We start from the raw sequence: 13635 nt of genomic DNA on the forward strand, positions 1-13635 counted from the left end.
CAAGCTTGGCTCACAGAGCTTGCCAATGTGAGACTGCGATCAGGGCACGCAATTCGCGTGTCTTATTTGCAGCGCCGGAAATGTGGTCAGCACAAAGCGAATTCAGCGCGACAGGGGAAAAGCTCGTATCGGTGGGCATGTGTTGCTGTGCGTAATCCGCTTTGCTGTCCTTGAACCATTCCCCCACAGGCACCGTGAACATCTGCTTCTTCCGGTAGGCCAGGCGGTCGCCGATCAGCGGCGCCACGGCTTTCTTGTACAGGTACTTGGTCTCGCCGTTCTTGAGCTTCAATTCGCCGGGCATGCGGAAGGCGAATTCCATCATGCGGTAGTCCAGGAAAGGCGTGCGTGCTTCCAGGGAGACGGCCATGCCCATGCGGTCGGGCTTCACCAGGTTGTTCCCCGAGAGCAGCAACTGCATGTCCAGGTACAGGGCCTGGTTGATGCGGTCCTGGTGCGGCACCGCCTGGAAGTAGGGGCGCGCCACCTCGAATGAATCCAGGCTTGCCAATTGCGCTCGCAGTTCAGGTGCGTAGAGCGCGAGCTTGCCCTCGGGGCTGAACAAGGAGATGGAATCGAAGTAGCGGCGCTGGAACTGCTCGTCGTTCAGCTCGGCCAGGCCGGCTTGGGCAAAGAAGCTTTTGTGCTTGTCATAGCCGGCGAACAGCTCATCGCCGCCGTCGCCGGTCAGCACCACCTTGACATGCTTGGCCGCCAGAGCCGACACCCGGTAGGTGGGCAGGAAGGACACGTCGCCATGGGGCTGGTCGCAGTGGTAGGTGGCCATGGGCCACAGGTCCAGCATGTCCGGGTTGACCTTCTCCATCACGTGCTGGGTACCGAAGCGATCCGCCGCCTCCTGGGCAAAGGCGGACTCGTCATAGCGCGGGTCGTCGAAGCCGATGCAGAAGGTCTTGACCGGCTCGTTCATGTGGCGCGCCATCAGGCCGACGATGGAGCTGGAGTCCACGCCGCCCGAGAGGAACGCGCCGAAGGGCACATCACAGCGCAGGCGCAGCCGAACCGCGTCGTCGAGGATGGTGTTGAACTCTTCGATCCAGTCGGATTCGGCTCTCCCGTGCACCGGCTCGATATCGGCCAGGCTCCACCAGGCGCGCGTCTCGCTGCCTTGGCGTGTCACCTTCATCAGGTGCCCCGGCATCAGGTGCTTGATGCCCTGGTACATGGTGTACGGGGCGGGGACATAGTTGAAGGTCAGGAAATGGTGCAGCGCCTCGACATCCATGCCGGGCTTGGCCATGCCGGTCTGCAGAATGGCCTTGATCTCGGAGCCGAAACTCAGCTGCCGGCCATCGTCATGGACATAGAACGGTTTGACGCCAATGCGGTCGCGCACCAGGTACACGGCCTGCTCGCGGGCGTCGTAGATGGCGATGGCGAACATGCCGTTGAGCTTGCTGACAAAGCCGATGCCTTCGCGCTCATACAGGCGCAGCAGCACTTCGGTGTCAGAGTGGCTGCGGCAGGCATGGCCCGTGCGCGCCAGATCCTGGGCCAGCTCGATGTGGTTGAAGATCTCGCCGTTCTGGACCACCGCGATTTGCCCGTCGTCGGAGACAAAGGGCTGATGGCCGCCGGCCACATCGATGATGGACAGGCGTTGATTGCCGATGGCCACGCCGGGGGCCGTGAAGACGCCCTGGTCGTCCGGGCCGCGGTGCCGAATGGCCGCGCCCATGGCGCTCAAGCGCTCAGCGGGAAGCGACAGGCCGTCGCGATTGAAGTAGCCAAAAATGCCGCACACTCAGTTGCCGCCTTTCCCAATGATTTGCCTGAAAGTCAAGGCGATGATGCGCATGTCCATCCAAAAAGAGGCATGGCGAGCGTAGTGAATGTCCAGGCGCTTGCGCTCTTCGGCCGTGGCTTCCGAGCGTCGGGTGGCTTGAGCCAGGCCGGTGATGCCCGGGCGCACCAGATGGCGCTCGCGCCATTCTTCGGCGGTGTAGTCCGCTCTTTGCGCGGGCACATCGGGCCGCGGGCCGACGATGCTCATATCGCCCCGGAGGACGTTGATGACCTGGGGCAGTTCGTCGAGGCTGGTGCGACGGATGAACCGGCCCACCGGAGTGATGCGCGGGTCGCCGTCAGCGGTTGAGTACCCGCCCAGTTTTTCGGCGTTCAAGACCATGCTGCGGAACTTGAGGATGGAAAACTCGTGGCCGCCCCGGCCAATCCGCCGTTGGCGAAACATCACGGGGCCGCCGTCTTGCCGCTTGATGGCCACGGCCACACCCAGGAGCACAGGCCCTAGCACCAGCAATGTGAACAGGGCCGCAAGAATGTCAAAGATTCGCTTCATGCCGCAGGTGAGGTGGGAGGGGTCGAGGAACGGAGGCATCGGAGGCCCACAAAGGCGGCCAGGCCAAAGGTGAACACGGCCAGGAGGGCGCGCAGCCATGGCGCGAAGCCGGCCAGCTGCCCATCCAATGCGGCGCCAGCCAGGCACACCAAGCCACTAAAACCCAGGCCGGGCAGGATTTTAGTTTCCAAAGGCAGGCGGCCGGCCACGCCTGCCGAGCGAAGCTGCCAGAGCAGCAGGCCGGCAAACACCGCATGGAAGCCGACCATGGCCCACATCAGCTGCGGGGCAGACTGTTGGAGCAGACCAGGGATGCAGAACAGCACCAAGCTCAGGAGTGCGGCCAGCGTGAGCAGCAGCACCCGGCCGGTTTGCTGGCGTGCGTTCAGCGCCGCAGCCGCAAGGCTGCTCACGGCGACCAGTGGCACTGACAGCAAGGCAATGTGCAGCAAGGTGGTGATCGCCGCCGCGCCCTGAGCGTCAATCTTGCCGCGCTGTAGCAGCAGGGCGACGATCGCATCGCCCGACCAGAGCCCGGTGCCGAGCACGCAAAGCGACAAGATGAGGCCTCGGCTCAAGGCCGCTGCCAGTGTTCTGGCCGCCGCTGCGCTGTCGCCTTGACCGTACAACTCGCACAGCTTGGGGTAGGCCACCGTGGCCAGGGTGGTGATCAAAATGCCCAGAGGCAGCTCGATCAGCTTGTTGGCGTAGTTGAAGGCCGCGATCTGGCCGGGGCCGAGCAGGGACGCGAAAGAGCGGACGATCACGGGCACCAGGATGAGCAGCGAAGCCGACAGCAGGCCCGTGGCGAAGGCCCGCAGCAGCGCGCCATCGATGTAGCGTTTCGGACTTGCCTGTCGGATATAGGAGCCAGGCATTGCCGCCATTTGGCTCAGCCAGCGCAAGGCCGTGCCGGCAAGAATGGACCAGCAGAGCATCACCAAGGGAGACGCCGAGAACTGGGCAGCGCCCAGCAGACCGGCGATCACGCACAGGTTGAAGAACAGCGTGCCGCAGCCGGCCACAAAGAACTTCTGCTGCGATTGCAACGCCGCGCTGCTGACGCCCGCCAAGGCGGACAGCGGCAAGGACATGCCCAGCACCAGCAGCAGCCCCGAGCCGAGGATGTCGGCCGGCACCGCCAAGCCCGGCGCCAAGGGCTGGAGCCACAGCTGCGGGAACAGGCCGATCACCAGGCCGAGTGCGCTGAACAGCAGGCCGACCAGCAGCGAACTCTGCCGAAACAAGGCGCCTGCCCCCGCGGGCCCTGCGCGATGCAAGGCTGGCACCAGGGCAATCGCCAAGCCGCCTGACAACAGCAGATTGACCAGCAGGTCGGGCAAGGTGAGCAGCAGCACCGCCAGATCGGCTTCTGCGCTCAAACCCAGGGAAGACGCCAGAACCAGCTCCCGCCCGAAGCCCGCCAGCCGGCCTGCCATCAAGGCCAGGCTGAGAACCAGGCTGGCGCTGAGAATGCGAGCGGTCTTGGCTTTGGCCGTGTCAAGCACGGACGGCCCCGCGATGGGCGGCCGTCACAGGACTCTGGCTGATATGCGGGCTTTGCTGCAAGCGCTTCTGCCGGATCGCCGTGGCGATCTCCGCGATGGCGCTGCGCACTTGATCGCGGGTTGCTTGGAGCGCCTCAGGTGCCGCTTGCAGACCGGCGGAATAGGCCGCCCTGAGCTTGTTGATCTCGCTGCCAAAGTCCATTTGGGATTCGATCTCGTGCACGCTAGCGGCCTGGCGATGGAAGGTGCGAGACAGGATCGCCGCGCTGGAGCCGAGCCGTGCGTGTTCGGACAGCAGCAGTTCTGCCGGCAGCAGACCTTCGCCCGCGCGCGCGACGCCGCCCATTCCGAAGGGCACACCTTCTTCTCGCAACAGGGCCGCGAGTTCGTCGACCATGCCGTTCGCGAGCGGCTCAAACATGAAGTTCAGGCCGAGCTCCAGGTGAAGGTCATTCAGACCCAGGTGGACCTCATCCACACCCGGGACGCGAACACAGTCACGCAAGGACTCGGCCGCGCCAATCGTCTCGGCCAGCAGGCAGGTTTTGGCCCGACCGGCCACGGCACTCGTGAAGGCGCGAACCTCGGCAGGGTTGCGGAACATGGGCAGCATCAGGATGTCGGCGCCCGCCTCGATCACGGCGTCGATTTCCTGCGGGCTGCCTTCGTTCATGGGGTTGATCCGCACCAGGAGGCGCCCTTCGGGAACGACGGGCCGCAAGCGGCGCACATCGGCGACCGAGTGCTTGCTCATCACGGTGTCCAGGTGACCCTGGCGTTCTTGCTTGCCCAGGGATTCCAGGTCGACAAAGATGCGGTCAACGCCTCGGGCCAGCGCAAACTGGGCAATATCAGTGCAGTTGGTGATCAGAAGGAATTTCATTTGCAGCAGGAGGCCGTCGCAGCGTCTCGTTCAATTGAGCAGCGTAAGGGTTTAGGGTCAGGAATGCCGCAGCTGAGTTTGGGCATTATCTGGCGCTCGAGAAAGGCTCAGGGATCACCCTTATGGGGTGGTTGACGCCTGAAACAGCGCCCAAGAATTTGCCGTTCTGAAAAACTACCACCCGATGGTTGTCGGTGTCGGCCACCCAGACGTTCCCTGCGCCGTTGTCAAAAAAACCATTGGCGGCATAGAGTGTTTGATTGCCAGAAACATCGGCAGTACAGATCTGTCGGGGCGGCGTCTCACCCGTCATGGTGCTGCTTTCCTCAGCCGTGATTTGCTGAGGTTGGGTATTCGGGTCCATAAAGAGCGGATGCGGGCAGGCAATTCTTGTGCTGCGCTGACCGGTTTGGAGGTCAATTTGCACCAAGCGATTGCCATGCTCGGAAAGCACATCGAGTTTCCCGTCGGTATACGCCAACATATTCGGGTAGTACTCGCGGAGGCGGCGGCGCTCGCGCCATCTGGAGCTGTGCTCGTAGAGGACGACGGCGTGCCCGAAGGTGTCCGCAACGGCCAGGCGGTCCGGCGCGATAAAGAGCGCATCGCGTGGGTATTGGGTGTTGCTGGGAAGCGAGCCCATGGCCGCGGTTTGGACCTTCCCGCGACCGTTCAAACTCAGTTTGTAAAACTGCAAAGTGCAGGGCCCGCTGGAATCCCCAGTGATCAGCATGTCGCCTTGCACGCGCAGGAAACCGATGACTTCGCCGCTGGCGGATGGCAAGGCGAGGCGCTGGGTTACCTGGCCATTTTGTGGGTCCACGGCCAGCACCTCGCGGCCAAAGCCGACGATCAGGCGATTCTCGAATCTGCCCAGTGCATAGGCGCCAACACCGCCTCGAACATCCAATTGCCACAACATCTTGCCGCCGGAACTCAGCTTGGCCAAAGTTTGGCTCCATCCGGTCAAGACATAGAAATCAGAAGGCAGCGTGGCCCCCATCGCCTGAAAGCGGCGAGGTTCGAACCCAGACTGTTCGAGGTTGACCGTGCCCGTGCCGGGGCTGAAATAGGAGTAACGCTGCGGCGGACGAGCCAGGGCCGCCAGCCCACTGGATGAGGCCAGCGCACCTGCCAAGCTTAGGCACATCGCGCGGCGGGACCGAAGGGTCACAGGGTCAACTCCGTTGTTTCAGCAAGACCGGCCGAGGCCGTCACAGGCCCTTGGCGGCCCGGGCGCCAATCACCATTTGGAAGATCACTTGCGACCAGTCCTTCAGGCCATTCATCCACGCCGAGGTCAAACTCATGCGGACGGGCTCTTCCGGTACAAAAATGCTGTCGCCAGGGTAGGCCACGCTGTTCCCGGATGAGAACAGCGAGCCACGCGAGACGGTTTCTGCCCGGCCATTGGCGCGAATCACATAGACCTCCGACAGGTCGGCCGACTTCTTCGGCTTGGCCGCCTCGATATAGCGCGCCAGGTTGGACCCATCTGTCCAAAGCGCCGTGATCGGGTTGTTCACGGCACCATAGACCGACACATGGCTGGGCTTGGCCGGGAGGTGGATCGTGTCGCCGTCTTCGAGTGCGAAATCGGGCAGCTGGGCGGTCGTGGCCGTGACGGGCGCGTCAATCGCAATACGGCCATCGGGGGTTTGTGCTTTCAGCAAACTGGCGCGACGCTTGATTTCGGCAATCAGCGATTCGTTCATGCTTTTTTGCTCGGAGTTCGTGCCGGCGCCTAGCATTTCGGCCGATTGCGCGGAGATCGTGTCCTCGAGCAATTGGGCAGCTTTCTTGAGTTGCTCCTTTTGCAGCGCGACTTGGCTGGCCCGTGTCACACGGATGCCGTAAGGGAAGGCGCGGCTTGTCGCTCCGCCTGCTCTTTGCAGCAGTTGCTTGAGCGTTTCACCCGGTGCCAGCTGGTAGACCCCTGGGCCGTGCACTTCGCCTTCCACCTTGACATAACGGTTGCGCAGCTCTTCTGGCAAGGTGAGGGTTTTGTCGCCGTAGACCACGATCTGATCGCCGCGAAGCAGCAGCAAGTCGTCCTGGCCGCCCGGGTTGCGCAGGGCCTGGCCCAGATTGAAGTGCACCAACTCTGTTTGCCCGGTCAATTCATTGATCCGTTCGATCGTGGCCAGATTCCAATTGATATTGTCCGAAGGCACCAAGGACTCGAGCTTGCTGCCAGTCAGTTCTTCGGACGTCGTGACCACCCCGCCAGGTGCCGCGAGCACCGGGAGCTTCGAACGCTTGCTGGCCTGACCGAAGGCGAGGTCATTGCGCGCGCGGGCGGTTTCTGGTGAGTACAGGGCAGCGGCGCTGGGAATGAGGTCGCTCACTCGCATGCCCTTGGACCATGGGCGACGCAAGGGTTGGTAGACGCTGCCGCGCACGGCGACCATGTTCGAGAACTTGTCACCGATTTGCTGAACCGTGATCACATCGCCGTCCTGCAGCGCGAACTCTGCGTCGGCGGTGCGGAGGTCGAGCGAGAACACCTGCTTGGGGGCTTCGGGCTTCTGGCGGTCGACGCGGTCCACCGTGATGCGTTCGACTCGGGCTACACCGGGTACGCCTCCGGCCAGTTGCAGAAGCTTGGACAGACTGGTGCCTTGGGGCGCCAGCTCGAAAATGGCTTGCTGGTTGACCGCGCCGATCAAGGCCACCCGTCCGCCGGCGGGGGGGATGTGCAGCACGTCGCCGTTGCGCAGGGCGGCATCGCCAGCGGTCGAGCCCTGCGACACCACGTCATAGAAGTCGAAGCTGCTGGCTTGCTTGCCCTGGCGCATCAGCCGGACGGCACGCAAGGAGCCGGCCGGGTTGGGGCCGCCGGAGGCGTACATGGCATTGATCAAGGTGCTGGTGGCGGGCACCCGGTAGGCGCCGGGTCGTGCGGCATGTCCCACCACATAGATCGAGATGGTGCGCAGGGCCCCGGTGTAGACATGAAGGGAGTAGCCCGTGTACAGGCGGGCGACCGCCTTGCCAATCACGCCCTGCAGTTCCGACTTGCGGACACCGGCCACCTGGATGGCGCCGACCCGGGGGAGTGTGATGAAGCCCGTGTTGTCGACCACCAGATTGGCGTCCAGTTCCAGCGAGCCGGACAGCTTGACGCGAATCTGATCGCCAATGCCCACCTCGTACACCTCGCTGGGCGCGCTGTTGACGGGGGCGTCAAAGCCCTGATCTTCAAAGGAGAACGCGTCCAGCCCGTACACCGGAAGCCACTTGCCGTAGTTCCGGTTGACATAGTCCTGGAACTCGAGCTCTTGGGTCGACGTCTCGGTCAAGGTCCGACGCTTGGGCCGGTTTTCTTCGCGCTCCACGGCGTCCTGCACCTGAACCAGGCTGCTGCGGTTCCGATCCAGTTCCACGCTGCTGGCCGAGGGGCCCGTCGGTGTGGGCGTCGGAAGGGGCGCCTGTTGGGCCGATGCGGCTTGGACGACCAGAAAAACAGCGCCGGCGACAAGAGTCGCCGAACGAGCCAGGCGAGGCAAATTCATGCTCATAAAGTATGCGGAACCGAGATGTGTTGACAGTGGTTGAGCTCGCAGCTCGCTGGAACAGGCCGCCCGACTGCGACCCGGCGGGGTGGCGCATGAGTCGACAGGGGCGGAATCCGAGATGGGCTTCATGGCCTTCCAAAGCTTCGGCGCTGCCATGAAGTTGTGCGCGGCACATTGCTGTGTCCGGTATTGTTGGCGGCGATTATGACTGAAGGAATTTCGGGCATTTTCTTGCTTCAGAGCGGTTCCTTGTTCAAGTCCGCTACGCTTGCCAACCTTCTGGCTTCCGGAAAATTCCACCATGCAATACCGTCGTTTGGGCCGCAGCGGCCTGCAAGTCTCCGAGCTGTCCTTGGGTTCCTGGGTCACGTATCACAACCAGGTCGACACCAAGGCCGCCACCGAGATGTTGGCGGCCGCTTTTGATGCCGGCGTCAACTTTTTCGACAACGCCGAGGTCTATGCCCAAGGGCAGAGCGAGCGGGTGATGGGCGAGGCCTTCAAGGCCTTGAAATGGCCGCGCCTGCAGTACGTGGTCTCGACCAAGTTCTTTTGGGGCTTGGGCGGTGAGGGCAACAACACCATCAACCGCAAGGACACGCTCAACCGCAAGTACCTGATGCAGGCCATCGACGGCGCGCTCACGCGCATGCAGCTGGACTTCATCGACCTGGTCTACTGCCACCGCCCCGACCCGCACACGCCGATCGAGGAAACCGTGCGCGCCATGAGCGACATGATCACCCAGGGCAAGGCCTTGTACTGGGGCACCAGCGAATGGTCGGCTGCCGATATCCGCGCCGCTTGGGAGATTGCCGAGCGTCACCATCTGCACAAGCCGGTGATGGAGCAGCCGCAATACAACCTCTTCCACCGCCAGCGGGTCGAGCAGGAATATGCCCGCCTGTACCAGGACATCGGCCTGGGCCTGACCACCTGGAGCCCGCTGGCTTCGGGTCTGCTGACCGGCAAGTACAAGGCCGGTATTCCCGAAGGCAGCCGCGGCGCCATCGAAAGCATGGGCTGGCTGCGCGAGCAGCTGCAGGACGCGGCCAAGAACAAGGCCGTGGCCGAGCTGGAGAAGGTGGCCGCTGATCTGGGCGGCAATGTGGCCCAGCTGGCGATCGCCTGGGCCAATCGCAACCCGCAGGTGAGCACCGTCATCCTCGGCGCCAGCAAGCTGTCGCAGCTGCAGGACAACCTCGGCGCGCTGGCGCTGACGCCGAAGCTGACGCCCGAGGTGCTGGCGCGCATCGACGCCATCACCCAGCCCCTGGCGCGCTGATCAGCGCAGGCCGGGCAGCGCTGTTCCGCGCCCGGCCACCCCCGACCTTGGCCTACCATCGGGCCTGATGCAAAGCCGCCCACTCCCTTTCAGCCCCTTTTGCTTTCTGTTCGGCCTAGCCTGGCTGCTGGCCGGCTGGGCGCATGCCATACCGGCCGCCGCCAGTCGCGCGCCTGCCGAGCTGGCTCTGCGATTCGAAACCGTCGGTCAGAACGGCGTCATTCCCAACAATGTGCTGTCGGCCCTGGCGCAGGATCGCGAAGGATTTTTGTGGGTGGGCTCGGCCGCCGGCCTTTTGCGTTTCGACGGCTACAGCTTTCGCCAGCTGCAGCTGGACACCGCGGTCGATGGCGGGCGCCGCAGCCTTGGCTTTGTGCGGGTGCTGCTGGTCGGGCGCGACGGGCGCCTTTGGATCGGTAGCGATTCCGGCGGCCTGGCGGTTCACGACCCCGCCAGCGAACGCACCCAGCTCTACAGCCACCAGCCGGCGCAGCCCGACCGCAGCGCGCCGGAGGGCGCCGTGCTGGCCTTGGCCGAGGCGCCCGACGGGCAGCTCTGGCTGGGCACTGCGCTCCACGGCCTGAGCCGTTTCGACCCGGCGCGCCAGAGCTTTGTGCACTACCGCCATCAACCCGGGCGGGCCGGCAGCCTGCCCGACAACAGCGTCCAAGCCCTGCTGCTGGACCGCGAGGGCACGCTCTGGGTCGGTGGCCTCGGCGGCCTGGCGCGCAAGGCGGCCGGCAGCGAGCAGTTCGAGCCCGTGCCCTTGCCAAACCGATCCCGCGAGGGCAGTGCCACACCAGCCCAGCCCATGGTGCTGCGTCTGGCTCAGGCCGATGACGGGCAGATCTGGGTCGGCACCCAGCAAGGCGATCTGGCCCTGGTGGACCCCGGCAGCCGACGCGTCAACATGCTGGAGCAGAACGGGCCGCGCGGCGCGGTCTATGCCCTGGCCCAGGCCGGCCCGGGCTTGGTCTGGGTGGGCCGGGCCGGTGGCGTGGAGCTGCGCGCTGCCGCCGACGGGCGCCTGCAGCAAACCCTGCGCCACAACCCGCGCAACCCCAGCAGCCTCGGTGGCAACGAGGTGCGCTGTTTGCTGCTCGACCGCGGCGGCTGGATGTGGGTTGGAGGCTTTGGCGGCGGCCTGCAGCGCCATGATGCCGACCAGCTCAGCATCGGCGTGCGCAAGCTTGACGAGCATGGCGACGCCGTGTTCGAGGACCCGAGCGCCCGCGCCCTGCTGGAGCTGGACGGGGGCGAGGTTTGGGTCGGCACCACGGCCCAGGGCCTGGGGGTGCTCGATGCCCAACTGCGCCTGCACCGACATATTGACCTGCGCGGCGCGCTCAAGCGTCGGGCGGATGAGCCGGTGCGGGTCTCCACCCTGGCACGGGCCCGGGACGGCACCGTCTGGGTGGGCGTGGACGGGCAGCTGCTGCGTGTCGATGCGCAGGGGCGCGCCCTGCAGAACCTGGATGTGGCCCATGGGCGCTTGCGCCGCACGGTGCTGGCCCGCAACGGCGACCTCTGGGTCGGCACCCAGGATGGCCTGTACCAGATGCTCGGCGGCCAAGGGCCGGCGCTGCGTCACCACCTGGCCGGCGGCGCGGCGCTCCGGGGCGAGCTCAATGCCATCGTCGAGGCCGAGGACGGCGCACTCTGGGTGGGCGGCGAAGCTGGCCTGTTCCTGCGCCCGGCCGGCGCGCGCGAGTTCCAGAGCGTGCCCACGGTGGCCGGCCAGGGCTTGCGCAATGGCATCGTCACCGGCCTTCTGATCGATCGCCGTCAGCGCCTCTGGGTGGACACCGCCACCGGCCTGCATCAGATGACCAGCTGGGACGGTCGCCAGGCCAGCTTTGACGCCATCAGCGAGCGCAAGGGCATTGGCGGCCGCGCTTTCGGTGCCAATTTGCTGGATGACGAACGGGGCCGCATCTGGAGCCAGAACTATGTTTATGACCCCAACCGCGACCACCTCTACGAGCTGACCCCGGCCGACGGCGCCGATGCCGGCACCAGCTGGTTCCGCTCTTATGTGCGCTTACAGGACGGGCGCTTCCTGTTCGGCGCGGGCCGCGGCTTGATGGTGGTGGACCCCGAGCGCTTCGAAGCCTGGGCCTACCAGCCCCCGGTGGTGGCCAGCGAGCTGCGCATCAATGGCGAGCGAGTCAATGTCGGCCTGCTGGCGCCGCAGGGCCTTCAGCTGCAGCCGCAGCAGCGCAGCTTCAGCCTGGAGTTCGCGGCCCTGGACTACAGCGACCCGGGGCGTGTCCGCTATGCCTACCAGCTGGAAGGCTATGACGGCAGCTGGATCAACACCAGCGCCACCCAGCGCCTGGCCAGCTACAGCAATCTCAGCCCTGGCCACTATCTGCTCAAGGTCAAGGCCAGCAATCGCAGCGGCTTGTGGAGCCCGCATGAGCTGGCCATTCCCGTTCGGGTCCATCCCGCTTGGTGGCAGACCTGGTGGTTGCGCCTGGCGCTTGCGCTGGGCGGTGCCGGCCTGCTCTATGCCCTGGTGCGCTGGCGCACCGGCTATCTGGAACGCCGCCAGCTGGGGCTGGAGCAGCGCGTGCGCGAGCGCACGGCCGAGCTCGAGGACTTGTCGGCTGCGTTGCAGGAAAAATCGCGGGCGCTGGAGGAGAAGTCGCTGGCGCTGGAGGACCTGAGCCTGTCCGACCCGCTGACCGGCCTGCGCAACCGGCGCTTCCTGGCCCAGCACATCGAGGCCGATGTCGCGCTGACCTTGCGTCGCCACGAGGCGCAAGCCCGCCAGGGCGGGCCGATGCCCGAGGATGCCGATCTGATCTTCTTCCTGATCGACATCGACCACTTCAAGGACATCAACGACCGCTTCGGCCACGCGGCCGGCGACCGCATGCTCAAGCAGATGCGCGACCGCCTGCGCCAGGTCTTCCGCGACACCGACTACCTGGTGCGCTGGGGCGGCGAGGAGTTCCTGATCGTCGCCCGCGGCAGCCCGCGCAGCCATGCGCCCGAGCTGGCCGAGCGCATGCGCGCGCTGGTGGCCGAGCACCCCTTTGTGCTCGATGCCGACGGCCTGGTCCTGCACAAGACCTGCTCGATCGGCTTTGCTTGCTTCCCGCTCTCGCCGCAGCATCCGCGCGCGCTGGACTGGAACCGCACCGTCGACGTGGCCGATGCCATGCTCTACGCCGTCAAGCGCGGTGGCCGCGACGGCTGGATGGGCGTGCTGCAGGCCAACAGCGGCAGCGCCCAGCAGTTGCGCGAGCGTGCGGCCGCCGACTGGCTGCAGGACGAGGGCGTGCTGCGCGTCAGCTCGGCGCTCAGACCGGGCTGAACCTGGGCGGCGCTCAGGGGTTCTGGTTCAGCCGAGCCAGGCGCTCGGGCGTGCCCACATCGGTCCAGACGCCCCGGTACTCGTCGGCTGCCAGGGCGCGGCGGCTGATGGCGTCTTCCAGGCAATGGCGCAGACGCACGGCCTGGCCCAGGGGCAGGGCGTCGAACAGGCGTGCCTTGAAGAGGCCCAGGCAGGACCAAGTCAAACGCGGCTGGTCCGGCGCCGCGCCGTGCCGCTCGCTCAGGGCCAGGCCTTGCGCGTCGATGGCGAAGTCACCGCTCGGGTGGTGGGGGCTGTTGGCCACCATCCACAGGCGGCCGTCTAGCTGCGGGTCGGCGGCGAAGCGCGCCGCCGCTTCGGCGTCGAATCGAAAGCCCGGCACGAAGACATCGGCCGATGCGACCCAGAAGCTTTCTGCCCCGCCGGCGCGCAGCAAGGGCAGGGCCTTGCGAATGCCGCCTGCCGTCTCGAGCGCGCCGCCGGGCTCGCGCGATTCATCGCTGAAATGCAGGCGCACGCCATAGCGGCTGCCGTCGCCCAAGGTGGCCGGGAACTGCTCGCTGAGCCATGCCGTGTTGATGACGATGTCCCGCACGCCGCCGGCCGCCAAGGCTTCGATATGCCAGACGATCAGCGGTTTGCCCTGGACCAGGAGCAGCGGTTTGGGGGTGGTGTCGGTCAGCGGCCGCATGCGCTCACCGCGCCCGGCCGCGAGGATGATGGCTCGCATGGGGACATCTTATGGCTTGGTGTGCCGGATCTGACTGCGAAGCAGGCAGCTCGGGCATCCACTGTTCAA

Annotated in this window: 9 protein-coding genes; 2 read left to right on the forward strand and 7 right to left on the reverse strand. The window is 65.4% G+C overall.

Going from position 1 to position 13635, the window contains the following annotated elements:
- Nucleotides 1-10: 10 nt before the first annotated feature.
- From asnB to ACQY39_RS06110, 6 genes are all read right to left on the reverse strand, one after another.
- Nucleotides 11-1765, reverse strand: a complete 1755-nt coding sequence (asnB, locus tag ACQY39_RS06085; RefSeq protein WP_428504372.1) for an asparagine synthase (glutamine-hydrolyzing) — start codon at nt 1763-1765, stop codon at nt 11-13.
- Nucleotides 1766-2320 carry a sugar transferase gene (locus ACQY39_RS06090; protein ID WP_428504374.1) on the reverse strand — a complete coding sequence of 185 codons (555 nt, stop codon included), beginning with the start codon at nt 2318-2320 and terminating at the stop codon, nt 1766-1768.
- A complete protein-coding gene (locus ACQY39_RS06095) occupies nt 2317-3828 on the reverse strand; it encodes a lipid II flippase MurJ (RefSeq protein WP_428504376.1) in 1512 nt (503 codons plus the stop codon). The genes ACQY39_RS06090 and ACQY39_RS06095 overlap by 4 nt, the downstream gene beginning before the upstream one ends.
- On the reverse strand, nt 3821-4582 hold the full coding sequence (locus tag ACQY39_RS06100; protein WP_428504378.1) for an aldolase/citrate lyase family protein: 762 nt from the start codon (nt 4580-4582) through the stop codon (nt 3821-3823). Before ACQY39_RS06100 ends, ACQY39_RS06095 begins: the two co-directional genes overlap by 8 nt.
- Before the next feature lie 214 nt (nt 4583-4796).
- Complete coding sequence (locus ACQY39_RS06105; RefSeq protein ID WP_428504380.1) at nt 4797-5885, reverse strand: hypothetical protein; 1089 nt, start codon at nt 5883-5885, stop codon at nt 4797-4799.
- Between the two features lie 40 nt (nt 5886-5925).
- Complete coding sequence (locus ACQY39_RS06110) at nt 5926-8226, reverse strand: SLBB domain-containing protein (RefSeq protein ID WP_428504382.1); 2301 nt, start codon at nt 8224-8226, stop codon at nt 5926-5928.
- 304 nt (nt 8227-8530) lie between these two features.
- Here ACQY39_RS06110 and ACQY39_RS06115 point away from each other — a divergent pair, with 304 nt between their 5' ends.
- Nucleotides 8531-9514, forward strand: a complete 984-nt coding sequence (locus ACQY39_RS06115) for a potassium channel beta subunit family protein (RefSeq protein ID WP_428504384.1) — start codon at nt 8531-8533, stop codon at nt 9512-9514.
- Between the two features lie 67 nt (nt 9515-9581).
- Nucleotides 9582-12836 carry a two-component regulator propeller domain-containing protein gene (locus ACQY39_RS06120; protein WP_428504386.1) on the forward strand — a complete coding sequence of 1085 codons (3255 nt, stop codon included), beginning with the start codon at nt 9582-9584 and terminating at the stop codon, nt 12834-12836.
- Nucleotides 12837-12849: 13 nt separating this feature from the next.
- Here ACQY39_RS06120 and ACQY39_RS06125 read toward each other — a convergent pair whose 3' ends face one another.
- Nucleotides 12850-13566 (reverse strand): nucleotidyltransferase family protein, encoded by a 717-nt coding sequence (locus ACQY39_RS06125; RefSeq protein ID WP_428504388.1) that lies wholly within the window; start codon nt 13564-13566, stop codon nt 12850-12852.
- Between the last annotated feature and the right edge of the window lie 69 nt (nt 13567-13635).

The organism is Roseateles sp. (genome assembly GCF_965262435.1).
In the GTDB taxonomy this organism is placed as follows: domain Bacteria; phylum Pseudomonadota; class Gammaproteobacteria; order Burkholderiales; family Burkholderiaceae_C; genus Paucibacter_A.

Excerpts from the sequence above, each read along its gene's own strand:
- ACQY39_RS06100 (WP_428504378.1), bottom strand. The coding sequence starts at position 4,582 with ATGAGCAAGCACTCGGTCGCCGATGTGCGCCGCTTGCGGCCCGTCGTT.
- ACQY39_RS06110 (WP_428504382.1), bottom strand. The coding sequence starts at position 8,226 with ATGAATTTGCCTCGCCTGGCTCGTTCGGCGACTCTTGTCGCCGGCGCT.
- ACQY39_RS06125 (WP_428504388.1), bottom strand. The coding sequence starts at position 13,566 with ATGCGAGCCATCATCCTCGCGGCCGGGCGCGGTGAGCGCATGCGGCCG.
- ACQY39_RS06090 (WP_428504374.1), bottom strand. The coding sequence starts at position 2,320 with ATGAAGCGAATCTTTGACATTCTTGCGGCCCTGTTCACATTGCTGGTG.
- ACQY39_RS06115 (WP_428504384.1), top strand. The coding sequence starts at position 8,531 with ATGCAATACCGTCGTTTGGGCCGCAGCGGCCTGCAAGTCTCCGAGCTG.
- ACQY39_RS06120 (WP_428504386.1), top strand. The coding sequence starts at position 9,582 with ATGCAAAGCCGCCCACTCCCTTTCAGCCCCTTTTGCTTTCTGTTCGGC.